The organism is Microbacterium sp. ZW T5_45 (assembly GCF_044987415.1).
In the GTDB taxonomy this organism is placed as follows: Bacteria; Actinomycetota; Actinomycetes; order Actinomycetales; family Microbacteriaceae; genus Microbacterium.
The window spans coordinates 35518-58773 of sequence record NZ_JBJDRJ010000009.1 but is presented as its reverse complement, the minus strand read 5'-3'; the positions used below and the strand labels follow the sequence as shown (position 1 = coordinate 58773).

26 protein-coding genes are annotated in these 23256 nt (G+C 69.0%); 16 read left to right on the top strand and 10 right to left on the bottom strand.

Annotated features, from left to right (window positions below):
- Positions 1–60 precede the first annotated feature (60 nt).
- From ACI3KS_RS06590 to ACI3KS_RS06580, 3 genes are read left to right on the top strand one after another with little or no spacing between them, the layout of a single operon-like run.
- Complete coding sequence (locus ACI3KS_RS06590; RefSeq protein WP_404916454.1) at positions 61–531, top strand: MarR family winged helix-turn-helix transcriptional regulator; 471 nt, start codon at positions 61–63, stop codon at positions 529–531.
- On the top strand, positions 532–954 hold the full coding sequence (locus ACI3KS_RS06585; RefSeq protein WP_404916452.1) for an organic hydroperoxide resistance protein: 423 nt from the start codon (positions 532–534) through the stop codon (positions 952–954).
- Positions 955–965: 11 nt separating this feature from the next.
- The gene (locus ACI3KS_RS06580) at positions 966–1943 is read left to right on the top strand and encodes a zinc-binding dehydrogenase (protein ID WP_404916450.1); all 978 of its coding nucleotides are present in this window, start codon (positions 966–968) and stop codon (positions 1941–1943) included.
- 146 nt (positions 1944–2089) lie between these two features.
- Here ACI3KS_RS06580 and ACI3KS_RS06575 read toward each other — a convergent pair whose 3' ends face one another.
- The 4 genes from ACI3KS_RS06575 to ACI3KS_RS06560 all read right to left on the bottom strand — a co-directional run bounded on the left by ACI3KS_RS06575 (position 2090) and on the right by ACI3KS_RS06560 (position 5116).
- Positions 2090–2479: a DUF1304 domain-containing protein gene (locus tag ACI3KS_RS06575; RefSeq protein WP_404916448.1), complete on the bottom strand. Its 390-nt coding sequence runs from the start codon at positions 2477–2479 to the stop codon at positions 2090–2092.
- A gap of 38 nt (positions 2480–2517) precedes the next feature.
- Positions 2518–3411, bottom strand: a complete 894-nt coding sequence (locus tag ACI3KS_RS06570; RefSeq protein WP_404916446.1) for a CPBP family intramembrane glutamic endopeptidase — start codon at positions 3409–3411, stop codon at positions 2518–2520.
- A complete protein-coding gene (gene trmB, locus ACI3KS_RS06565; RefSeq protein WP_404916444.1) occupies positions 3408–4133 on the bottom strand; it encodes a tRNA (guanosine(46)-N7)-methyltransferase TrmB in 726 nt (241 codons plus the stop codon). The genes ACI3KS_RS06570 and trmB overlap by 4 nt, the downstream gene beginning before the upstream one ends.
- 140 nt (positions 4134–4273) lie before the next feature.
- Positions 4274–5116 (bottom strand): DUF3097 domain-containing protein, encoded by an 843-nt coding sequence (locus ACI3KS_RS06560; RefSeq protein WP_404916442.1) that lies wholly within the window; start codon positions 5114–5116, stop codon positions 4274–4276.
- Between the two features lie 120 nt (positions 5117–5236).
- On the opposite strand from ACI3KS_RS06560, the gene ACI3KS_RS06555 reads away from it, so the two are divergent.
- The 4 genes from ACI3KS_RS06555 (at position 5237) to ACI3KS_RS06540 (ending at position 9412) form a co-directional block, all read left to right on the top strand.
- Entirely contained in the window at positions 5237–7270 is a 2034-nt protein-coding gene (locus ACI3KS_RS06555; protein WP_404916440.1) for a TPM domain-containing protein, read from the top strand.
- A gap of 56 nt (positions 7271–7326) precedes the next feature.
- Positions 7327–8070, top strand: a complete 744-nt coding sequence (locus tag ACI3KS_RS06550; protein WP_404916438.1) for a PspA/IM30 family protein — start codon at positions 7327–7329, stop codon at positions 8068–8070.
- 65 nt (positions 8071–8135) lie between these two features.
- Positions 8136–8936, top strand: coding sequence for an arginase family protein (locus tag ACI3KS_RS06545; protein ID WP_404916436.1), 801 nt, complete (start codon positions 8136–8138; stop codon positions 8934–8936).
- Positions 8933–9412: a Fe-S oxidoreductase gene (locus ACI3KS_RS06540; protein ID WP_404916434.1), complete on the top strand. Its 480-nt coding sequence runs from the start codon at positions 8933–8935 to the stop codon at positions 9410–9412. The genes ACI3KS_RS06545 and ACI3KS_RS06540 overlap by 4 nt, the downstream gene beginning before the upstream one ends.
- Here ACI3KS_RS06540 and ACI3KS_RS06535 read toward each other — a convergent pair.
- From ACI3KS_RS06535 to ACI3KS_RS06525, 3 genes are read right to left on the bottom strand one after another with little or no spacing between them, the layout of a single operon-like run.
- Positions 9370–9840, bottom strand: coding sequence for an SIP domain-containing protein (locus tag ACI3KS_RS06535; protein WP_404916432.1), 471 nt, complete (start codon positions 9838–9840; stop codon positions 9370–9372). The genes ACI3KS_RS06540 and ACI3KS_RS06535 overlap by 43 nt on opposite strands.
- A 42-nt stretch (positions 9841–9882) precedes the next feature.
- Positions 9883–10611, bottom strand: a complete 729-nt coding sequence (locus ACI3KS_RS06530) for a tyrosine-protein phosphatase (RefSeq protein WP_404916430.1) — start codon at positions 10609–10611, stop codon at positions 9883–9885.
- Positions 10608–11087, bottom strand: coding sequence for a carboxymuconolactone decarboxylase family protein (locus tag ACI3KS_RS06525; protein WP_404916428.1), 480 nt, complete (start codon positions 11085–11087; stop codon positions 10608–10610). The genes ACI3KS_RS06530 and ACI3KS_RS06525 overlap by 4 nt, the downstream gene beginning before the upstream one ends.
- Before the next feature lie 205 nt (positions 11088–11292).
- On the opposite strand from ACI3KS_RS06525, the gene ACI3KS_RS06520 reads away from it, so the two are divergent.
- From ACI3KS_RS06520 to ACI3KS_RS06495, 6 genes are all read left to right on the top strand, one after another.
- Positions 11293–12210 (top strand): alpha/beta fold hydrolase, encoded by a 918-nt coding sequence (locus ACI3KS_RS06520; RefSeq protein ID WP_404916594.1) that lies wholly within the window; start codon positions 11293–11295, stop codon positions 12208–12210.
- Between the two features lie 109 nt (positions 12211–12319).
- Complete coding sequence (locus ACI3KS_RS06515; protein WP_404916426.1) at positions 12320–13837, top strand: ABC transporter substrate-binding protein; 1518 nt, start codon at positions 12320–12322, stop codon at positions 13835–13837.
- A 35-nt stretch (positions 13838–13872) separates the two neighbouring features.
- Positions 13873–14823, top strand: a complete 951-nt coding sequence (locus ACI3KS_RS06510) for an ABC transporter permease (protein ID WP_404916424.1) — start codon at positions 13873–13875, stop codon at positions 14821–14823.
- Positions 14824–14825: 2 nt separating this feature from the next.
- Complete coding sequence (locus tag ACI3KS_RS06505; protein WP_404916422.1) at positions 14826–15689, top strand: ABC transporter permease; 864 nt, start codon at positions 14826–14828, stop codon at positions 15687–15689.
- Positions 15686–16477: an ATP-binding cassette domain-containing protein gene (locus ACI3KS_RS06500; RefSeq protein WP_404916420.1), complete on the top strand. Its 792-nt coding sequence runs from the start codon at positions 15686–15688 to the stop codon at positions 16475–16477. Before ACI3KS_RS06505 ends, ACI3KS_RS06500 begins: the two co-directional genes overlap by 4 nt.
- Positions 16474–17271 (top strand): ABC transporter ATP-binding protein, encoded by a 798-nt coding sequence (locus tag ACI3KS_RS06495; protein WP_404916418.1) that lies wholly within the window; start codon positions 16474–16476, stop codon positions 17269–17271. The genes ACI3KS_RS06500 and ACI3KS_RS06495 overlap by 4 nt, the downstream gene beginning before the upstream one ends.
- A 6-nt stretch (positions 17272–17277) precedes the next feature.
- Here the strand turns inward: ACI3KS_RS06495 and ACI3KS_RS06490 are convergent, their stop codons facing one another.
- From ACI3KS_RS06490 to ACI3KS_RS06480, 3 genes are read right to left on the bottom strand one after another with little or no spacing between them, the layout of a single operon-like run.
- Positions 17278–17889, bottom strand: coding sequence for a GNAT family N-acetyltransferase (locus ACI3KS_RS06490; RefSeq protein WP_404916416.1), 612 nt, complete (start codon positions 17887–17889; stop codon positions 17278–17280).
- A gap of 4 nt (positions 17890–17893) precedes the next feature.
- Positions 17894–18604, bottom strand: coding sequence for a uracil-DNA glycosylase (locus ACI3KS_RS06485; protein ID WP_404916414.1), 711 nt, complete (start codon positions 18602–18604; stop codon positions 17894–17896).
- The gene (locus tag ACI3KS_RS06480; protein ID WP_404916412.1) at positions 18604–19386 is read right to left on the bottom strand and encodes an SDR family oxidoreductase; all 783 of its coding nucleotides are present in this window, start codon (positions 19384–19386) and stop codon (positions 18604–18606) included. Before ACI3KS_RS06480 ends, ACI3KS_RS06485 begins: the two co-directional genes overlap by 1 nt.
- A gap of 145 nt (positions 19387–19531) precedes the next feature.
- Here ACI3KS_RS06480 and ACI3KS_RS06475 point away from each other — a divergent pair, with 145 nt between their 5' ends.
- From ACI3KS_RS06475 to ACI3KS_RS06465, 3 genes are all read left to right on the top strand, one after another.
- Positions 19532–20857, top strand: coding sequence for a bifunctional o-acetylhomoserine/o-acetylserine sulfhydrylase (locus ACI3KS_RS06475; RefSeq protein ID WP_404916410.1), 1326 nt, complete (start codon positions 19532–19534; stop codon positions 20855–20857).
- 148 nt (positions 20858–21005) lie between these two features.
- Entirely contained in the window at positions 21006–21962 is a 957-nt protein-coding gene (locus tag ACI3KS_RS06470; RefSeq protein ID WP_404916408.1) for an endonuclease/exonuclease/phosphatase family protein, read from the top strand.
- Positions 21963–22046: 84 nt separating this feature from the next.
- Positions 22047–23255 (top strand): homoserine O-acetyltransferase, encoded by a 1209-nt coding sequence (locus tag ACI3KS_RS06465; RefSeq protein ID WP_404916406.1) that lies wholly within the window; start codon positions 22047–22049, stop codon positions 23253–23255.
- Position 23256 lies beyond the last annotated feature (1 nt).

Sequence of the window (23256 nt, the reverse complement as noted above, 5' to 3'; positions counted from 1 at the left end):
TGGAGTCTGCGCCTTCACAGATAAGTTGTGCACAATTGAATTGCGTGCAATGATCTGAAAGTGACGATAACCGATGAGATGGTGTGCTTCTCGCTGTACTCCGCCAGCCGCGCCATGACCCAGAGCTATCGCGCGCTGCTCGAGCCGTGGGGACTGACGTACCCGCAGTATCTCGTCCTCGCGGTGCTGTGGACCGAGGGCGAGCAGACCATCGGCTCACTGGGCGATGTCATGCACCTGGACTCGGGAACCCTCTCCCCTCTCGTGCGCCGCCTGGAGCAGGCCGATCTCGTCGTCAAGGCACGACGCGCTGCCGATGAACGGGTCGTCACCGTGTCGCTGACGGAACAGGGCCGGGCGCTGCGCGCCGAGGTCGCGCCTGTGCACCGTCGGATCGCCGAGATCGCCGGCATCCAGGACGACGACCGCCGTTACCGGCTCATCGCCGAGCTCCACGAGATCACCGCCCTGCTGCAGGGTGCTGCCATGACCCCCGCCGCCACGAGCGGCGGCCGACGAAAGGAATCCTGAATGGAAGCCCTGTACACCGCTGAAGCCCTCGCCACCGGAGCCGGACGCAACGGCCATGTCGCGACCAGCGACCGACGTGTGGAGTTCGACCTCGCCATCCCGAAGGAGATGGGCGGCAGCGGCGACGGCGCGAACCCCGAGCAGCTCTTCGCCGCCGGATACGCAGCGTGCTTCCACTCCGCCCTGCAGTCCGTGGCCCGCGCGCAGAAGGTGTCGATCGCGGACTCCTCGGTCGGGGCCCGCGTGCAGATCGGATCGAACGGTCAGGGCGGGTTCGGCCTCGCCGTGCAGCTCGAGGTCGTGATCCCCGATCTCCCGCACGACCAGGCCAAGGCCCTCGCGGATGCCGCGCACCAGGTGTGCCCCTACTCCAACGCGACCCGCGGCAACATCGACGTCGACATCACCGTCTCAGAAGACTGAGGGGGACCGACATGCGCGCACTGATCCACCACCGCTTCGGCCCTGCTGAGGATGTCCTCTCCGTCGAGGAGCGTCCGCTTCCGGAACCCGGGCCGGGACAGGTCCGTCTCCGGATCCTGCTCTCTCCGATCCACAACCACGACATCTGGACGATCCGCGGCACCTACGGATTCGTGCCGGACCTCCCCGCCGCGTCCGGCACCGAGGCCGTGGGCATCGTCGACGCTCTCGGCGAGGGCGTCGACTCGCTCGCCGTCGGTCAGAGAGTGGCCACCGGCGGCACCTTCGGCGTGTGGGCGGAGTACGTCGTCGCGAACGCCGCCGGATTGATCCCGGTCCCAGAGGCGCTGCCGGACGAGAGCGCCGCTCAGCTGATCTCGATGCCGTTCAGCGCGATCAGCCTGCTCGAGTTCCTCGAGGTCTCGGAGGGCGACTGGATCGTGCAGAACGCCGCCAACGGTGCGGTCGGACGCATGCTCGCGCAGCTGGCCGCCGCCCGCGGCGTGCACGTGCTCGGCCTCGTCCGCCGCTCGGCCGGCGTCGACGAGCTGCGGGCCCAGGGCATCGAGAACGTCGTCGCGACGGACCAGGACGACTGGAGGGAGCAGGCCGCCGCCCTCACCGCGGGTGCCGCGATCCGCGCCGGAGTCGACTCTGTGGGCGGGGAGTCCTCGGGACACGTCCTGTCACTGCTCGCCGAGAACGGCACGCTCGTCGCCTTCGGTGCGATGGACTCGCCGATCATGCAGATCGCATCGGGCGATGTGATCTTCAAGCAGGCCACCGTGAAAGGCTTCTGGGGCAGCAAGGTGAGCCAGACGATGGATGCCGCCACCCGCGGCGCCCTGTTCGGCGAGCTGATCCAGCGCGTCGGCGACGGCACGCTCACGCTTCCGGTGGCCGGCGTCTTCGACGCCGCCGACGTCGCGGATGCCGTGCGCTCGGGCGACACCCCCGGCCGCGTCGGCAAGGTGCTGCTGAGGTTCTGAGCCCGCCGCACCGCTTCCGCTCCGGCACCACTTCGGGGGCCGACACGCCAGCCGTCGGACGTGACCACGGTTTCCGTCCTACGGGTGGCGTGTCGGCCCCCGTTTTGGTGGGGGCGGAACCCCGGCAGAGCGCGTCGCGCGCGCCGTCAGAGAGAGGCGCCCACGGCTGTCGCCACGACGGCGAGCAGCGGCAGGGTGCCCTGCATCAGTGCGGCCCGCGCCTTGGTGCGGTCGGAGAGGATCAGCACGAGCGCCGCGGCGAGCATCATGCCCGTGCCGGCGAGCACGAGCGTGATCCCGACGGTGGCAGCACCGAGGATCGTGAGCCCGACGCCGAGAAGAGCGGTGAGCGCGAGGAACAGGTTGTAGAAGCCCTGGTTGAATGCGAGTTGCTTCATCGTGACGGCATCCGCCTCGCTCGCGACCCCGAAGATCTTCCTCGTCTCGGGCTCGGTCCACTTCAGCGATTCGAGCGCGAAGATGAACACATGGAAGGCGGCTGCGGCCGCGGCGAGGACGAGTCCGGCGATGAGCATGTTCTGATTCTGCCGCGCCGGCGCGGGCTGACGAAACCTCAGACGAGGAAGATCGGCAGCAGACCTGGATTGTGCGCGTGCACCAGCACACCGAACACCACGGCGTCGAACAGCAGATGCACGGTCACGACGTACGCGAGCGAATGCGTCCGCAGGAAGATCACGCCCTGCAGCAGCGCGAACGGGATCGTCAGCAGCGGCCCCCACTCACGGTAGCCGAGCTCCCACAGGAACGACACGAAGACGATGGCCTGCAGCGCGTTCGCGAGCAGGTCGGGGAAGTGCCGTCGCAGCAGCGCGAACACCGTGCAGATGAAGAACAGTTCGTCCCAGATGCCCACCGCCCCGACCCCGACGAACAACCGCGCGATGAGGTCGGGCGTGTCGACCACGGGCCAGTTCTGGTAGACCCCGCTGGTGATGAAGTAGAAGGGCAGGATCAGCCAGCCCAGCAGGAGCACGGCGACGAGCCAGCCCCACTGCAGGCGCCCCCATCGCCGTCCGGTGCGCCAAGGAAAACGGATCGCCCGGTCCCGATAGAGGTAGCGCGAGACGAGATACGGCACGGCGACCGCACCGCCGAGTGCGAGCGAGAATCGCAGCATCGCCGCGTCGTCGAGCTCCGCCGCCAGCGGGATCACGCTCACGATGAGCAGACCGAGGGCGATCAGCGAGAGGTCGCGCACGAGGGACGGCTGACGACGGATGCCGATCGTCTTCGCACTCTCGCGACGAGCGCCCATGCTCACGACCGCGTCCGGGACGGCGGTGCCTCGGCGCTCCATCAGCCAGGCGACGAGCAGACCGGCACCGAGGAGAACCCAGCCCAGCCACGGGATCCTCGCGACGAAGAACGCCGGCGCGGCGGCGCACACCAGCAGCGCGGGCAGCAGGGCGGGAGACAGCCCCGTCGCGACCCGCGCCTCGGTCATGCCCGGTCGCTCCGACGGTAGACGAGGTCGCGGATGTCGCGCCCCTTCGCGATGCCCTTGCGCTCGAAAGCGGTCATGACTCGACCCTCGAACCTCGGCGCCCACTCCCCCTCGAACGCCCGCTCGAACAGCGGCTCGGCATCGAGGACCTCGCGCATCTGCAGCGCGTAGTCCTCCCAGTCGGTCGCGAGACGCAGCAGGCCACCGTCGCGCAGGGCCCGAGCCGCCGGGTCGCCGAAGCCCGGCCGCACGAGCCGTCGCTTGGTGTGGCGCTTCTTGTGCCAGGGATCGGGGAAGAAGATCCAGACCTCCGCGGCCGCGGCCTCGGGAAGGTACGAGGAGAGCACCTCGGGCGCGTTGGCCTCGACCAGACGCAGGTTCCGCACACCCTCGCGATCCGCGTCGAGCATGGTGCGCGCGAGTCCGGCGCGGAAGACCTCGACGGCGAGGAAGTCGTCATCGGCCCGTGAGGTTGCTGCGGACACGATCGCGTGTCCCTGCCCCGACCCGATCTCGACGAACAGGTCGGCTTCACGACCATACTCAGCAGACGGATCGAGCCGCGCTTCGGGGTGCACCGAGGTCCAGGCGATGTCGCGGGGAACGTCGAGCAGGTACCGGGGGGCGAGCTCTTCGAAGGCGCGCTCCTGCGCGTCGGACATTCGGCCGCTGCGGCGCACGAACGACACCGGCTCGTCACGGAAGGTACGGGGTTCGGGCATGGTTCCAGGGTAGTCGGGGCTCATCGCCGCCTCTGTCCGCGGCATCCGCTCTCCCGTTCTGCGGCCGTGTTCACCTTCTGCGGCCCATCCGCGCGAAAACGGCCGCAGAGAGTGAGAATTGCCGCAGAAGGGTGGCGCGCTCAGCGCCCGGCGGGCTCCGTCACGAAATCGATGAGCTCTTCGACGCGTCCGAGCAACGCAGGCTCCAGGTCCCGATAGGTGGTCACCTTCGACAGGATGTGCTGCCACGCGCGTCCCGTGTCGGCCTGCGTCTCGTGCGGCCAGCCGAAGGCACGGCAGATGCCGGTCTTCCAGTCGGTCCCCCGGGGGATCTCCGGCCACTTCGCGATCCCGAGCGCCCGTGGCGTGACGCATTGCCAGACGTCGACGAACGGATGCCCGACGATCCGCACATGTCGTCCGTGCGGTCCTCGGGCGACGGCGTCGGCGATGCGGGACTCCTTCGATCCGGGGACGAGATGGTCGACCAGCACGCCGTAGCGACGGGTCGCGCTGGGCGGCTCCTCGGCGAGAAGTCCGTCGAGCAGGTCCACGCCCTGGAGGAACTCGACCACGACGCCTTCGACCCGCAGGTCTGCTCCCCATACCTTCTCCACGAGCTCGGCGTCGTGCTTGCCTTCGACCAGGATCCGGCTGGGCAGGGCGACGCGCGCGCGTTGGTCGGCGACGGCGAACGATCCGGATGCCGTCCGGCGAGGACCCGACTGCGTCGCGGCCGGCGCCATGAGCTTCACGGGCCTGCCTTCGATGAGGAATCCCCCGCCGAGGGGGAAGATCCTCTTGCGGCCCTTCCAGTCCTCGAGTTCGACCGTGCCGCCCTGCACCTTCGTCACGGCTCCGCAGTAGCCGTCCTCGGCCACCTCGACGACGAGGTCGAGTTGAGCTGCGACCTCGGGAACGGGCTTGCGGCCATGGTCGCGCCAGCCTGCAGCGAGCACATCGGATCCGTACCTGTCGTCCATGCCTTCCAGCGTATGTGTCTCCGCTCAGGGCGAACGCCGAACCGGCTCGGCATGCTGTCGCGTGTCGGCGCCAATGCATAGACTCGTGCCATGGGGCACCGGCCGGTCGGAGGAATCAGCATGAAGACTCGCTGGCTCGCCGTGGGTGCGTTGACGTTGTCGGCTCTCGTCGGAGCGCTCTCCGTGAGCGCCGCGTCCGCGACCTCTCCCCTCCCCCTCGACCCCGGCTACGTCACCGATGACGTAGGAGTGCTGACCGCCGCCGAGAGGCAGAGCATCGAGGAGCGGCTGCAGACGCTCAGCGAGAACTCGCAGACCGATCTGTTCGTCGTCTTCGTCGACGACTTCACCGACCCGACGGATGCCGCAGAATGGGCCGACGCCGTCGCCGAGAACAACAGTCTCGGCACCGAGCAGTACCTGCTCGCGGTCGCCGTCGAGGGCCGCAACTACTACATCTCCCAGCCCGTGGGCGGGTCGATCAGCGACGGCGCACTCGACGACATCGAAGACAGCATGCAGCCTCTCATGGCGCAGAACGACTGGGACGGTGCCGTGACTCTCGCGGCCGATGAGATGCAGGGCGACGGCGGCGCCGGTGCGCTGCGCGTGGTGCTCATCATCGCGGGCATCGTCGTCCTCGCCGTCGTGATCTGGCTCGTCATCGCCGGCATCCGTCGATCCCGCCGGGCGGCGGAGATCCGCGAGCGCGGGGCGATGCCCGAGCAGCCCGACCCGAACGACCCGTTCTCGACGCTGACCGACGCGCAGGTCGAGACCCAGGCGGGCAGCGCCCTCGTGCAGGCCGACGACGCCCTGACCTCGAGCCGTGAGGAGCTCGGATTCGCGGTCGCCCAGTTCGGCGACGCCGCCACCGCCGAGTTCTCGGCGGCGATCGAGACCGCATCCGCGAAGATGTCGGAGGCGTTCGACCTCAAGCAGAAGCTCGACGACGAGGTCGAAGACTCGCTGCACGACCGTCGCGCGTGGCACATCCGCATCATCACGCTGTGCGAGGAGATCGACGACGTCCTCGACGCGAACACCGATGCCTTCGACGCACTCCGCAGGCTCGAGGAGAACGCCCCGCAAGAGCTCGACCGCGTGCGCGCCGAACGCGCCGCCCTCGAGCAGCGGCTGCCCGCAGCGGCTCCCGCACTCGCAGCTCTCACCGCGGCGTACGATCCCGCCGAGTTGACCACGGTCGCCGACAATCCCGACCAGGCACGCGAACGCGTGGCGTTGGCGGATCAGTCGATCGCCGCCGCGGCCAATGCGATCACGGATTCGCGATCCGGCGACGCCGCCTTCGCGATCCGCACAGCAGAACAGGCCGTCGCTCAGGCCCATCAGCTGGTCGATGCCATCACGTCGCTCGACAGCGAGCTCGGCGCGCTCGAGACGCAGTCCCAGGCGCTGATCGCCGAGCTGCAGGGCGATCTCGCCGCCGCCCGGCAGCTGCCCGATCCCACCGGCACCATCGCCCAGGCAGCGAGCACCACCGAGCAGCAGCTCGCCCTCGCACAGACGAACCTCACGGGTACCGCTCGCAGTCCCCGTCGCGTTGTGGCAGCCCTGAGCGCGGCGAACGCCCAGATCGACGGAGCGATCGCGCAGGGCAGGGAGAGCGCGGAGCGTGCACGGCGCGCCCAGCAGATGCTCGACCAGGTCATGGCCCAGGCGGACTCACAGATCCGCACGACCCGCGAGTACCTCGAGACGCGGCGGGCAAGCGTGGGCAGCACCGCACGGACGCGCCTCTCCCAGGCGGAGTCGCTGTTCGGGCAGGCCGTATCGCTGCGGGCATCGAACCCCGAACAGGCTCTCGCCGCGGCGCAGCAGGCCATCGACCTCGCCGGGCAGGCGAGCGAGCACGCACGCTCCGACTACTCGTCCTACTCCGTCGGGCCGGGCTGGGGCTCGGGACCCTACGGCGGCTCTTCGCAGGGCTCCGGTGGATCCGGTCTGGCCGGTGACATCCTCGGCGGGATCATCGGTGGTCTGATCTCGGGCGGTGGCGGCGGATCATCCCACCGCAGCAGCGGTAGCAGCTGGCGCTCCACCGGCAGCCGCGGATACCGCAGCTCCGGTTTCGGGGGCGGTGGCGGCCGCTCCAGCGGCAGATCCGGCCGATCCGGCGGACGCCGTTTCTGACAATCCATAGCCGAACAAGTGAAGATCTCGAGCAGCACCCTCTGAAAGGAACAGGCATGACCAAGCAGTCCATCTTCGGGCGAATCTCCACCCTCGTCCGGGCGAACATCAACGCGCTCCTCGACTCGGCCGAGGACCCGCAGAAGATGATCGATCAGCTCGTCCGCGATTACACGAACAACATCGCCGACGCCGAGTCCGCGATCGCCGAGACGATCGGAAACCTGCGTCTCCTCGAGCGCGACCACGAAGAGGACGTCCAGTCCGCCACCGAGTGGGGCAACAAGGCGCTCGCGGCGAGCCGCAAGGCCGACGAGATGCGTGCGGCCGGCAACGCTGCGGATGCCGACAAGTTCGACAGCCTCGCCAAGATCGCGCTGCAGCGCCAGATCAGCTCCGAGCGCGAGGCCACGGCTGCCGCTCCGCAGATCGCGGCGCAGACCGAGATCGTCGACAAGCTCAAGGACGGCCTCAACGGCATGAAGGAGAAGCTCGGCGAGCTGAAGAACAAGCGCAGCGAGCTCCTCGCCCGCGCCAAGGTCGCCGAGGCTCAGAGCAAGGTCCACGACGCGGTCAAGTCGATCAACGTCCTCGACCCGACCAGCGAACTCGGCCGCTTCGAGGACAAGGTCCGTCGTCAGGAGGCGCTGGCCGCAGGCAAGGCGGAGCTCGCGGCATCGAGCCTCGACGCCCAGTTCGAGAGCCTCGAGGACCTCGGTGAGCTCACCGAGGTCGAGGCCCGTCTCGCCGAGCTCAAGTCCGGCGGTGCCGCACAGCGTCAGGCCATCGAAGGCTCCTGACATCACCTCGCGGATGCTCCGGGCCTCGGTCCGGAGCATCCGCTCTTTCCTTATCGGAGGCAGCCATGGCTCGTTTCCTCGTCGTCCCGCAGTGGCAGGGCTCCCCCGCCGCCAGGGCGATGCTCCTCGTCGACGGCGCATCCGCGATCGCCGGTGATCTTCCACGGGCCGCGACCACCGTGCTCGATGTCCCTGTCGAGGCAGGCGAATCGCTCGGCACCGGTGTGCGGCGCCTCAGTTCGCTGCTGCGCACGAGAGAACTCGTGCGCGAGGCGCTGAGCGACGGCACCGTCCTGATCGGCGGCGACTGCAGCATCACGGTCGCAGCTCTCGACGCACTGCCCGAGCGCGATGACCTCGCGGTCGTCTGGTGCGACGCGCACGGCGACCTGCACACGCCCGAGAGCTCACCGTCGGGCGCGTTCTCGGGGATGGCCCTGCGAGCGGTACTCGGCGAGGGCGAACCTCAACTCGCCCTGGACTCCGGAATCGCCCGCGATCGGGTCGTCACGGTGGGGATGCGGAGTCTCGACGACGCGGAGATCGAGCAGGTCGATGGACTGCGCGCTCTCTCGGTGTCAGATCTCGACGATCAGGATGCGCTCGCCGACGCCGTCGTGGCGACCGGCGCCCGTCGTGTCTGGGTGCACATCGACGTCGATGTGCTGGATCCCTCCGAGCTCGCAGGGGTCTCGGATCCTGCTCCGTTCGGTGTCCGCACGGCGGCGCTCAGCGCGGCGGTGCGCCGCCTGCGAGAACGTCTTCCTCTCGCCGGCGCGACGATCTCAGGCTTCGCCCCGCGTAGTCCCGCAGACGCCGTCGATGACCTGGGCGCGCTGCTGCGCCTCGTCGGCGCGGTGGCGTGAGCGAGGACTGGCGCACCGTCGCCGACGAGGTACTCGCGCGCGGACGGCGATCCGACCGACGCATTCCGGCGTTCCTGCTGCGGTCACCGATCAGCCGCCTCGGATACTGGTGGGGCACCGCAGTGGGCTGGATCTGGGGTTCGCTCTGGAGCACGGGTCCCGTGGAGCGTCGTTCCGGACTGTGGGTGTTCCGGGGCATGCCGGCCTGGACCTTCAACCGCGGAGGCGTCTGCGTCGGCGGGTGCTTCCTCACCGGCGACGTCGATCCGAGCGACGCGGTTCTGCGGCACGAGGCGGTGCACAAGACGCAGTGGCTGCGCTACGGCTTCCTCATGCCTGTCCTGTATCTCTTCGCGGGTCGCGACCCGCTGCGCAACCGCTTCGAGATCGAGGCGGGTCTGGAGGACGGCAACTACGTTCGGCGCTCGACCGCTCAGCGGGCGGCGGGAAGCAGGCCGAAACGCTCGGGAGCGTAGATTCTCGAGGCGTCGACGCCTCTCGCTGATGTCAGGTGATCGACGATGTCGGCGGTGCCGAGGAATCCGCCCAGCAGGGTGATGCGCGTCTCATCGTCGTCGTCGCAGAGCATCTCGTCCGCCCACGCGCAGGTCGCGCGGGAGAGTGCCTGCCCCGGAGCGCAGGCACGACCGGATCCCGGAGCGCCGGATCGCCGCGACCGGTCGAGCCACGTGACCGTCATGCGACCGGGGGCCTGAACAAGCGTGATCTCGGATTCGTCGGCGACTTCGATGAAGATCCGGCCCGAAGCGCACAGCGGAAGCGTCGCGAGGAAAGTCTCGAGCTCGAGCAGCGACTTCTCGTCGGCCGTCACCAGGTGGTGCGATCGCCGACGCGCGGCGCGACGCTCGGCACGCGGGGTGCGGGTCTCGAGGGAGGTCTCCATGATCTCCTCAGTGTAGCACCAAAGAAGGGTTGCCTAACCTTGTTAGCGCGGCTCTGTGCCGTCGACGGGTTCGACGAGAGCCGCGTGCAGCGCCGAGATCTCCGCATCCGTCATACCGTTCGCACGCAGGAACCCGCGAGTCGATCCCCACCGGTCGTCGATGTACGCCAGCAGCCCCTCCATCACGGGCCCCGGCGACTGCGTGGCGAGCGCCACTGCATTGGTCGATTCCGGATGAGCGCTGCGGATGTACGCCGCGATACGCCGATTCCGCTCCTCCGGAAGCTGCGATTCGGTGAGCGCGTAGTCGGCGACGATCTCCTCGCGGTCCGCACCGACCGCGTCGAGAGCGAGAGCGATCGTCACTCCGGTGCGGTCCTTGCCGACCGTGCAGTGCACGAGCGTGGGGTCGCCGCCGGCGATCACCCGGAGCGCCTCGACGAGCCGCTCACCGCTCTCCTCGAGCAGGTGTCGGTACAGCTCATCGAGGCTCGTGTCGGTCTCGAAGAACGATCGGACCGAGCCCAGGAAGAGCGGCAGGTGGGTCGTGACAGGACCATCGATCTCGCTGGGTTCGGCGGCGATCTCCTCGCCGTCTCGGAGATCGACGATGCGTCGCACCCGCTGCCCGAGATCACGCGCACCCGCGTCCGTCGCCGTGGACAGCTGCCCGGACCGCAGCAGCACGCCGGAACGCACACGTCCGCCGAGGGCGCTCATCCCGCCGACGTCGCGGATGTTCGCGACGCCATCGATACGGAGGACCGTCATGCCGTGGCACCGTCCGCGACGCGGGGCGGCACGGGGTAGCGGCCGGCGATCACGATGCGGTTGAACGCGTTGATCGAGACGCACGCCCAGCTCAGCGCGGCGTACTCCTTCTCGGTGAACACGCTCCCGACCCTGTCGTACACCTCATCGGAGATCCCTTCCTCCGAGATGAACGTGAACGCCTCGGCGAGCTCCAGTGCTGCCTGCTCGCGGTCGTCGAAGACGCCGCTCTCGCGCCACGTGGCGATCTGCATCAGGGTGTCGGTGTCCACTCCTGCCTTGAGCGCGCGGTCGACGTGGATGCGGGTGCAGAAGCCGCATCCGTTGAGCTGGGAGCAGTGGATCATCACGAGCTCCTTGAGACGCTCGCTGATCCCGTTCGCGCGGCAGATCTCGCCGACGGTCCGGGAGAAGTCGTCGAGCGCCCGGTATGCCGTGGGCTCGGTCTTGGAGAGGTGCACTCGCGTCTCACTCATCACCCCATGATATTCGGCGGGATGCTGCCGAGATCGGCATCGCGACGGCAGTGGAGCGGGCCACAAGGGTGAGGGGCTGGGTGCGGGGTGAGATCAATATGGCAAGACCGTTATCGTTATCCAGAGCATTTCACCCACCTATTGCGTGAATATATTACGCATAGTGATCCGCGGTTTCGCGGCATCGCCCGTGTCGGAGCAGAATGTGCTCGTGGCGATCGACAACAGCGAGTTCCGCTATCTTCCCGCACAGGCCGAAGCCCTCGGCGTGCCCCTCCCCCCGGTCACCCGACAGGAGCTCACTCTGCCGGATGGGCGCAGCCTCAGCGCACTGCGCTTCGGCGACGAGCCGCCGCGCGTGACGCTCCTGCACGGTGCGGGGCTGAACGCGCACACCTGGGACACCACCGCGCTCGCTCTCGGCCTTCCCGTTCTCGCGATCGATCTGGCCGGCCATGGCGACTCCTCCTGGCGGGACGACGCCGACTACACGGCGCATCCGCTCGCCGAGGACGTCGCCGTCGCGCTCGGCACCTGGACGCAGCGCCCGCAGCTGCTGGTCGGCCAGTCGCTCGGCGGGCTGACGGCGGCAGCGCTCGCATCCGCGCACCCCGACCTCGTCTCGGGTGTCGTCATCGTCGACATCACGCCGGGCATCGACCCCTCGGCAGGCCCCGCTGCGCTGCGCCAGTTCTACGAGGGCCCCACGGACTTCGCCACACGTGACGAGCTCGTCGACAAGGCGATCGCGCTCGGCTTCGGCGGTTCCCGCCCCGACACCGAACGCGGGGTGTTCCTCAATACGCGCGTCCGCACCGACGGCCGCGTCGAGTGGAAGCACCATTTCGCCCATCTCGCCGCCGCCGCGCTCGCGGCGCACGGACCCGACTCCGCGGCATCCCCCGGTCTGCTCCGCGAGACGGGGTGGGACGATCTCGCCGGCGTCCGTGCTCCACTCACCGTCGTGCGCGCGACGCGGGGCTTCGTGAGCGAACAGGATGCCGCCGACCTGCAGCGCCGCATCCCCGCCGCACGACTGATCACGGTCGATGCGACCCACAACGTCCAGGAGACCGCCCCAGCGGAGCTCGCCGCTCTGATCGCGGCGACCGCACCGCGCTGACCGCTGCGACTTTGTGACCTCAGATATCGATCACCGGCCCTCCCGCCGTTCCCGTTCCCTAGGCTCGATCCACCGGCACACAGCACCTGCCGCACCGAGAGGAAAACCCATGCTCCGTCGTACCCGACGCCTCGCACTGATCTCCGCACTCGCGGTCTCGGCCGTGGCGCTCAGCGCCTGCTCCCCCGCGGGCTCGCCCGACCCGGAAAGCACGTCGGTCGGGACTCCGAACCCCGACGCCACGCTCCAGGTCGGACTCGTCCTCGAGCCGACGAATCTCGACATCCGCCACACGAGTGGTGCAGCGCTCGAGCAGATCCTCATCGACAACATCTACGAGGGCCTCGTCAGCCGCACCGAGGACAACGAGATCGTGGACCGGCTCGCGTCCGAGCACACCGTCTCCGATGACGGCCTGACCTACACCTTCACGCTCAACGAAGGGGTCACCTTCCACAACGGTGCCGCGCTGACCGCCGCCGATGTCGTCGCCTCCTACGAAGCGGTGCGCACGGACTCGACGCTGCAGGGCAACGCCGACTTCGCGTCCGTCACGTCGATCACCGCGACCGACGACCGCACGGTCGAGATCGTGCTGTCGGCACCGAACCAGAACTTCCTGTTCGCTCTCACCGGCCCCGCCGGTCTGGTCTTCCAGAAGGACGACACCACCGACCTGCAGGGTGCCGAGAACGGCACCGGACCGTTCACCCTCGCCAGCTGGAACAAGGGCAGCGCCATCACCTTCACCCGCAACGACGACTACTGGGGCGACGCCGCCAGCATCGCCGAGGTCGAGTTCCAGTACATCGACGACTTCACCGCCGGAGTGAACAACGCCCTCGACGGCGGAGTGCAGGTGCTCACCGCCGTCGACCCGAACCTCGCCACGCAGTTCGACGGCACGGACTTCGCCATCACCACGGGTCGCACGACCGACAAGGCCACCCTCGCGTTCAACAACGCCAAGGCGCCGCTCGACGACGTGCGCGTGCGCGAGGCCCTGCGACTGGCGATCGACCACGACGCCCTGGTCGAGGCCGTCGGCGCCGGCACCACGCTGTACGGCCCCATCCCCGAGCTCGACCCCGGCTACGAAGACCTCTCGGACGTCATCTCCTACGACCCCGAGAAGGCGAAGGAGCTGCTCAAGGAGGCAGGCCACGAAGAGCTCGACCTCACGCTGACGATCCCGAGCTTCTACGGCACGACCGTGCCGAAGGTGCTCATCTCGGACTTCGCGAAGGTCGGCGTGACCCTCGAGGTCGATTCGGTCGAGTTCCCGACGTGGCTCGAGGACGTCTACACGAACCATGACTACGACCTGAGCTACGTGCTGCACGTCGAGCCCCGCGACTTCGGCAACTTCGCGAACCCCGACTACTACTTCGGCTACGACAATGCCGAGGTGCAGGACCTCTACACCCAGGCGCTCGCCGAGATCGACCCCGACGAGTCCGCGAAGCTGCTGGCGCAGGCCGCCCGCATCGTGTCCGAGGACCACGCCGCCGACTGGCTGTACAACAGCGAGACGCTCACGGCCGTGAGCTCGGTGGTCTCCGGCTTCCCGACCGACTCGATCAACTCGCGCATCAACCTCGCCGGCGTCACCGTCTCCGGCGAGTGAGAACCGACACCGAGAACTGATCCCGCCCCGGCTCGATGATCCGCTACGCGCTCGTCCGAGGAGCCCTGCTGATCGCAGGGCTCCTCGTGGCGAGCGTGCTCATCTTCCTCACGCTGCGCGTCTTCCCCGGTGACGTGGCGCAGCTGATCGCGGGGACGCAGGCCTCGCCCGACGAAGTCGCGGCTCTGCGCGAGTCTCTCGGCCTCGACCGCCCCCTGCTCGCGCAGTACGTCGAGTGGATCGGCGGCCTGCTGCGTGGCGACCTGGGTACGTCACTGCTGTCCGGAGCATCCGTCGGCGAGGAGATCGTCTTGAAGGCGCAGGTGACCGTGCCGCTCGGACTGATGTCCCTTCTGATCGCGGTGCTCATCGCGGTGCCGTTCGGCATCCTCTCGGCTCTGCGACGCGGACGCCCTGGAGGCACCGCGCTCAGCGTCGGTGCGCAGGCTCTCGCCGCCGTCCCCGTGGTCTGGGCGGGCATGATGCTCATCGTGGTGTTCTCCGTCTGGCTCGGCTGGTTACCGCCCCAGGGCTTTCCGCGCACGGGCTGGGCGACTCCGGGTACGGCGTTCCAGTCGCTCATCCTCCCCGCGCTGACCATCGGCGTCGTGGAGGGCGCGATGCTCCTGCGCTTCGTCCGCAGCGCGACGCTGCAAGCCGCAGGGCAGGACTTCGTCCGCACCGCAGCAGCGAAGGGGCTGACCCGCACCTCGGCGCTGATCCGTCACGGCATCCCCGCGGTGGGTCTGTCGATCGTCACGGTCCTCGGGCTGCAGGTCGCAGGCATCATCGTCGGATCGGTGGTGATCGAGCAGCTGTTCACCCTGCCCGGCATCGGACGGATGCTGGTCGCCGATGTCGGTGCGCGCGACCTCATCAAGGTGCAGAGCGAACTGCTCGTGCTGACCGGCTTCGTCCTGGTGGTCGGCTTCCTCGTCGATCTGCTGCACCGCGCGATCGACCCCCGGCAGCGAGAGGCGGCCTGAGCATGCGCTGGCTCCCCCGGCTGTGGCGCACCGCCACCGGACGCTTCGGCCTCATCGTCATCGCCGCGATCGCGTTGCTCGCTCTCGTGTCGCTGTTCTGGACGCCGTTCGATCCGCAGGCGTCCGAGATCCGGGATCGTTGGCTCGCTCCGAGCTGGCCGCACCTGCTCGGCACCGACGACACCGGGCGCGACATCCTGAGTCTGATCATGGCGGGAGCACGCACGACAGTGTTCGTCAGCATCGGCGCCGGCATCGTCGCCACCATCGTCGGCATCGCCCTCGGCGCGCTGGGTGCGCTCACCGCACGCTGGTTGCGCGAGACCGTCGCCGTGCTCGTGGACATCCTCATCGCGTTCCCCGTCCTGCTGATCGCCATGATGATCTCCTCGGTGTGGGGCGGATCGCTGTGGGTGGTGATCTGGTCGGTCGGCATCGGGTTCGGTGTGAACATCGCGCGGGTCACCCGGCCCGAGCTCCGCAGGGTCCAGCAGAGCGACTTCGTGCTCGCAGCTCAGGCGTCGGGCCTCACCCCCGCGCAGAACCTCGTCCGCCATCTGCTTCCGAACGTCGCTCCGGTGTTCATCGTCCAGCTGTCCTGGTCGATGGCGGTCGCCGTGCTCGCCGAGGCCGGACTGTCCTACCTCGGATTCGGTGCGTCGGTGGTCGAGCCCAGCTGGGGACTTCTGCTGGCGGACCTGCAGCGCTACATCGGCGTCCACCCGCTTTCCGCCATCTGGCCGGGACTTGCGATCACGCTCACCGTCCTCGCGCTCAATCTCCTGGGAGACGGGCTCCGCGATGCCACGGATCCCACGCTGCGCCATCGCGCGGCCGAGGTGCACACTCCGGCGGTGATCGCATGAGCCTGCGCGTGAACGACCTCGTCGTCGAGATCGACGGGCGACGCGTCGTCGACGGCGTCTCCTTCGAGGTGCCGAACGGCAGTCGTCTCGGCCTGATCGGCGAGTCCGGATCTGGCAAGTCGCTCACCGCGTTGTCGCTGCTGGGTCTGCTGCCCGAAGGGGCGACCGCGAGCGGGAGCATCCGCTGGAACGACACAGAGCTGATCGGCCTCCCCGACCGCGAGCTGGCCCGCATCCGCGGCGACGAGATCGGCATGGTCTTCCAGGAGCCGCGCACAGCCCTGAACCCGATCCGCACGGTCGGCCGGCAGATCGCCGAATCGATCCGCATCCACGAACGGATCGGACGTCGTGAGGCGAGGGAGCGTGCGATCGCTGAAGCGACGCGCGTGCGCCTGCCCGACCCCGAGACCATCATCGACCGCTATCCGCACCAGCTCTCCGGCGGACAGCGGCAACGCGTCGCGATCGCCATGGCCCTCGCAGCCCGACCTCGACTGCTCATCGCCGACGAGCCGACGACCGCTCTCGACGTGACCATCCAGGCCGAGATCCTCGACCTGCTGCTGACGCTGGTCGAGGAGGACGGCATGTCCCTCGTGTTCATCACCCACGACCTCGCCGTGCTCTCGCAGGTCGCCGTCGACGGTGTGGTGCTCGAGCACGGCAGGGTCGTCGAAGCCGCACCGGTCTCGACGCTGCTGCGATCACCGGCATCGGAGGTCACCCGAGGTCTGCTGCGGGATGCCACTGCCACCCTGTGGCGTCCGGACGGAGGTACCGCGTGAGCCTGATCGAGGCGCGAGCTCTGCGCCGAGACTTCGTGGTCCCGAAGCGGACCGCGCTCGAGCGCACCCGACGTCAGACCGCGCTCGCAGAGACCGACCTCGACATCGTGGAGGGGTCGTCGGTCGGGATCATCGGAGAGTCCGGCTCCGGCAAGTCCACTCTCATCCGATTGCTCCTGGGCCTGGACACCCCGACCTCGGGAACGATCTCGATCGGTGGCCGGGAGGTCGATGCCAGGGCCTCCGCCCGCTCGCTGCACTGGTTGCGGCGCGAGACCGGGCTGGTGTTCCAGGATCCTTACGCTTCGCTCGATCCACGTCTCACGGCGGGACAGATCATCGGCGAGCCGCTGTGGGCGCTCGACATCGACGGCGACCGCCGTGCGCGAGTCCGCGAGGTCCTCGCGCAGGTCGGACTGGACGCCGAGATGGCGGACCGCTATCCGCACGAGTTCTCGGGCGGTCAGCGCCAGCGCATCGCACTGGCCAGGGCACTCGTGCACGGGCCCCGCATCCTCGTGGGCGATGAACCCCTGTCCGCGCTCGACGTCACGGTGCGCGCGCAGATCCTCGAGCTGCTGATCGACCTGCGTCGCACCACGGACCTCACGCTCGTGATGGTGTCGCACGACATCGGCGTGGTGCAGAACCTGTGCGACACGGTGATCGTCATGAAGGACGGGCGGATCGTCGAGCGCGGGCGCACAGCCGACGTCCTGCTGTCACCGCAGCAGGACTACACCAAGGCGCTCCTCGCGGCCATCCCGGTGATCCCGGAACAGAAGGCCGACTGAGCAGCCTCAGCGTGCGGCGCCGAAGAACCGACGCCGACCGGCCGGCTTGAGCGCCTTCTTCATGTAGACCGTGCCCAGCTCGCGTCCGAACTTGTGGCCGACCCCGCCCATCCGCCCGGCCTCCACGAAGCCTAGCCGGGCGTGCAATCGGATCGAGGCCTCGGCCTTGGTGTCGCTGATGACCGCGACCACTTCTCTGATGCCTCGCTGTGCGCACGCATCGAGCAGCGCCTGCAGCAGCGCAGCTCCGAGCCCCTTGCCCCCGGCACCCGGTCCGAGGTAGATCGAGTCCTCGACGGTGTAGCGATAGGCGTTCTTGCCGGCCCACGGTTGGGCGAGGGCGTAGCCGAGGACGACGCCGGCCGGTGAGACGGCCACGAGGAACGGCAGCGCCAGTCTGCTGAGGAGGGTGAACTTCTCCCGCCAGTAGGGGATGCTGCTGCGCCGATCGTCGAGAGTGACGACCGAGTTGCTGACGAAGTGGTTGTAGATCTCGCGGACGTGCGGCAGGTCCGCGCTGCGCGCCGGGCGGATCGAGTAGGCGAACACCTCGGGAGCCGCCGCCGGCCGCAGATGACGCGGCAGCACGCGGCGGCGATCACCCGGTTCGAACTGCATGCGCTCAGCCTAGGGGCAGCTCGCCCTCGACGCGCCAGTCGACGGGCTCGGATCCCTGTGCCGCGAGCAGGTCGTTCGCCCGCGAGAACGGTCGGCTGCCGAAGAAGCCACGGCTGGCCGAGAGCGGCGACGGGTGCGCCGAGGCGATCACGGGGGTGTCGCCGAGGAGGGGCTGCAGGTTCGCGGCGTCCCGTCCCCAGAGGATCGCGACGAGCGGACGGTTCCGGGCGACGAGTGCCCGGATCGCCAGTTCGGTGACGGTCTCCCACCCCCAGCCCCGGTGCGAGGCGGCGGCACCGGGTCGCACGGTCAGCACCCGGTTCAGCAGGAGCACGCCCTGGTCGGTCCAGGCCGTGAGATCTCCGTGCGGTGCCGGCGGGATGCCGAGATCGCTCTCGCGCTCCTTGTAGATGTTCCCGAGACTGCGGGGCAGCGGTCGCACATCGCGATCGACGGCGAAGGAGAGACCGATCGGATGCCCGGGAGTCGGGTAGGGATCCTGGCCGGTGATGAGCACGCGCACGTCGTCGAGCGGTCGGCGGAAGGCGCGCAGCACGTGACGCCCCTCGGGCAGATAGCCGTTCCCGGAGGCCTGCTCCGCCCGCAGTCGCTCCCCCAGACCCGTGATCACGTCCTGCGCCGGGGCGAGCGCATCCGCCCATCCCGGATCGATCTCTCCGTCGGCGGCGAGCTCGGCGAGGGTGCGGGCTGCCATCAGTCCGTCGAGCGGACGCGGAGCGGCCCCCGCGCCAGCAGGTGGTTCGCCGACTGCGCGACAGGGCGCATCGTGATGAGGTCGAGGTTGACGTGTCCCGGAGCGTCCAGAGCGTAGGCGATCACGTCGGCGACGTCGGAGGCGACGAGCGGCGCGTCGACTCCCGAATACACCGACTCGGCCGCTGCCGCATCGCCGCCGAGGCGGTTGAGCGTGAACTCCTCGGTGTGCACCATGCCGGGGGCGACCTCGGAGACGCGGATCGGCTCCCCATTGAGCTCGAGACGCAGTGCGTGCACGAGCATCGACTCCGCGGCCTTCGCCGCGTTGTAGCCGCCACCGCCCGGATAGGCGACCTGCGCGGCGGTCGACGTGATGAACATCGTGTCCGCGTGGCCGTCGGCGGCGGCCGCACGACGAAGCAGCGGCAGCAGCCCCTTGACGAGCCGCTGCGTCGACAGCACATTGGCGTCGTACATCCACTGCCAGTCCTCGGTGGTGCCGTCTTCGATGCGGTCGGTGCCGCGTGCTCCGCCGGCGACCTGCACGAGAGCATGGACCGGACCCGACTCCGCGACCTCGGTGATCAGTGCGGCGACGGCATCCGCGTCGGTGAGATCGCAGGCGATCGTCTGGGCGCCCGTCTCGGCCGAGAGCGCGGCGAGGCGATCTGCACGCCGGGCCACCCCGACGACGTCCCATCCACGGGAGCGGAGCTCGCGCACCGTCGCCTCACCGATACCCGAACTCGCACCTGTCACGATCGCACGCCTGTTCACCATGCCTCCACCGTATCGGGGTCGACGATCGGATGCCGTCGCGCGTGTTACGTCACATTTCCCACTTCTTGTTGACAGAAAGGCTTGTTCCGTACTCTCGCTGCAACGGCACCCGCCGTTCCCGACCTTCACCTCCCAGGGGGAACTCATGTCCGCAGCACCAGAGACCTGGCATTTCGAGACCAAGCAGATCCACTCCGGTGCCGCGCCGGACCCCGTCACCAAGGCGCGCGCGACGCCGATCTACCAGACCACGTCCTACGTGTTCGACAGCGCCGACCACGCCGCGAACCTGTTCGCCCTCGCCGAGTTCGGCAACATCTACACCCGCATCCAGAACCCGACGCAGGATGTGCTCGAGCAGCGCCTCGCCGCGCTCGAGGGCGGCACGGGAGCATTGGTGCTCTCCAGCGGCCAGGCGGCATCGACGTTCGCGATCCTCAACATCGCCGAGGCCGGCGACCACTTCGTCGCCTCCAGCTCGATCTACGGCGGCACCTACAACCTCTTCAAGTACACGCTCGCGAAGCTCGGCATCGAGGTCACCTTCGTCGAGAACCAGGACGACGCGGAGGAATGGCGTCGCGCGGTGCGCCCGAACACGAAGCTGTTCTTCGCGGAGACCATCGGCAACCCGCAGATCAATGTCCTCGACATCCGCGCCGTCGCCGATGTCGCCCACGCCAGCGGCGTGCCGCTGATCGTCGACAACACGATCGCGACCCCGTACCTCATCCGCCCGTTCGAGCACGGTGCCGACATCGTGATCCACTCGGTCACGAAGTTCCTCGGCGGACACGGCACCACCATCGGCGGTGCGATCATCGACGGCGGCACGTTCAAGTGGTCCGAGAACGTCGACCGGTTCCCCGGGCTCACGGTGCCGGACCCGTCCTACCACGGCGCGAGCTACACCGCAGCGGTCGGTGACCCGCTGGCCTACATCATCAAGGCCCGCGTGCAGCTGCTGCGCGACCTCGGCTCGGCGATCGCTCCGCAGAGCGCATGGAACCTCATTCAGGGCATCGAGACGCTGTCGCTGCGCATCGAGCGCCACGTGCAGAACGCGCAGGAGATCGCCGAATGGCTCGACGGCCGCGACGACGTCGCGTCGGTCAACTACTCGGGTCTGCCCTCCTCGCCGTGGTACGCCAAGGCGAACGAGTACGCCCCCAAGGGCGTCGGCGCGGTGCTGTCGTTCGAGCTCAAGGGCGGCGTGGAGGCCGGTCGCGAGTTCGTGAACAGCCTCTCGCTGTTCAGCCACCTCGCCAACATCGGCGACGTGCGCTCGCTCGTGATCCACCCCGCGTCGACCACGCACGCCCAGCTCACCCCAGAGCAGCAGCTCACGGCCGGCGTCACGCCGGGGCTCGTGCGCCTCTCGGTCGGCATCGAGAACATCGACGACCTCAAGGCCGACCTCGATCAGGCCCTCGCCGCTGCGCGCCGGGTGTCCGAGGCCGCCCGCGCCTGAGCGACTCCGCACGCAGAAGCGCCCCGGCCCCGGCCGGGGCGCTTCTGCGTGCACACCCGGTTCTGTCGAGGGGACACGGTGCCGACGGCGCACGGGGAGCGTCCAGCCGATCGGGTCGAGAATGGGATGCCGTCACGGAGGAGCCGCTATGACCGTCGCCGCACGCCCGACGCCGTCGCGCACTGCACGCCTCGCACCGTCGCGCACGCGACGCACGGCCGCACGGCTGGTGGCTGTTCTCTCGGCGCTGCTGCTCCTGGTGACGATCGCGTCATGGATCCCCGGTGTCATCGGCACCGCGGCGGCCGCCGCACTTCCCTGGGTGGGGGTCGGGATCGCCCTCACGGCGATCGTCGCTCTGGTCTGCGCGCGACGCTCCCTCCTGCTGCTCGCCGCTCCCGTCCTCGTCTGGGCTCTCGCGATCGTCCCTTCGGCTCCGGGGCTCGCGACGGCGGGAGACGCAGACCAGACCACGATCGAGGTCGCCGGTCAGAACGTCCGGGCCCACTCGGGTGGGGCAGCCGCCTCGGCGCAGGCGCTCTCCGAGACCTCGGCCGATGTGATCGCACTCATCGAGTTGGACGCCGAGAGTCTCGGCGCCGCACGCGAGGTGCTGGACACGGACTATCCCTATTCCACGTTCGTGGGCACCGTGGGCGTGTGGAGCAGGTTCCCCCTGGGCGATGCCGAGCCGCTCGCGCTCGGCCTGGGATGGAAACGAGCGCTGCGGGTCGAGGTGCAGACCCCCGATGCCCCGGTCGCCCTCTATGCGATTCATGCGGCATCCGTACGCCCGGGGCAGCAGGATGATCGTGACATGATGCTCGCAGAGATGGCGGATGCCGTCGCCGCGGACCCTGCGACCGCGGTCATCCTGCTCGGCGACTTCAACGCATCCTCCGCGGACCCGGCGCTGAGCCGCGTGCGCGACCGGATCGACTGGGTTCGTCCGACGGACGGGACGTTCGGATTCACCTGGCCCGCCGCAGCGCCCCTGGCCCGCATCGACCATGTCTTCTCGCGCGGACTCGGCGTTCTCTCCTCCACCACGCTGCGCACGGGAAGCAGCGACCATCTCGCGACCGTCACCGAGTTCGGGCTCTGAGGAGCCCCTTCGTGGAGCCGACACGCGCGCTCCGCGCCCGTAACCTTCGCACGGCCGCTCGCGACGCACGCGAGAATGGAGATCATGGACTGGCAGACGACCTCTGAGGACACGGTGCCGTCGGCACCGGTGACGGAGGCCGATGTGCGCCTGCTGCGCGCTCGACCGCCGGCGACCGGCGCGTGGCGTGACGGCGATGCCGCCGGTGGACGCGAGTTCTCCGCGTCGGGTGCCTTCCGCACCGAGAGCGGCGCCGAGCTGCCCGGCATCCGCCTGGCCTTCGAGTCCTGGGGCGAGCTCAACGCCGCGCGCGACAACGCGATCCTCGTCCTGCACGCCCTCACCGGCGACAGCCACGTGCGCGGCGAGGCCGGCGCCGGGCACCCGACCGCCGGATGGTGGGAGGACATCGTCGGGCCGGGTGCACCGCTCGACACCGACCGGTGGTTCGTGATCGCCCCCAACATGCTCGGTGGTTGCCAGGGCTCGACCGGTCCCGCGAGCATCGCACCCGATGGCTACGAGTGGGCGTCGCGCTTCCCGTATCTCACGGTCCGCGATCAGGTCGCCGCACAGGTGCGTCTCGCCGATGCGTTCGGCATCGACGCCTGGGCGGCCGTGATCGGCGGATCCATGGGCGGCATGCACGCCCTCGAATGGGCTGTGACGCACCCGGAGCGCGTCGAGCGTCTCGCCGTGCTGTCGTCTCCCCCGGTGACCACGGCCGATCAGATCGCGCTGAACACCGTGCAGCTGGAGACCATAAAGATGGATCCGCGCTTCCAGGGCGGCGAGTACTACGACCTCTCCGACGGCGACGGTCCGCATCGCGGCCTGGCGCTCGCCCGGCGCATGGCGCTGTTGAACTACCGCAGCCCGATCGAGCTCAATCAGCGATTCCAGCGGTCCTGGCAGTCCGGTGTGTCGCCTCTCGGGCATGGCGGGCGTTTCGCCGTCGAGTCGTACCTCGACTTCCACGGCAACAAGTTCACCCGGCGCTTCGACGCGAACAGCTACATCACGCTCGTGGAGGCGATGAACTCCCACGACGTCGGACGTGATCGCGGCGGCGTCGAGGAGGCGCTGCGCGGGGTCACCGCGACGACGCTCGTTCTCGGTATCGACAGCGACCGACTGTTCCCCGTCGACGGGCAGCACCGCATCGCCCGCAGCATCCCGAACACGCTCGACGGCACCGAGGCCGTGGTTCTCGTCAGCGACTTCGGACACGACGGGTTCCTCATCGAGACGGATGCCGTCGGCGCGCACCTGCGTCGACTGCTGGCGACGTAGT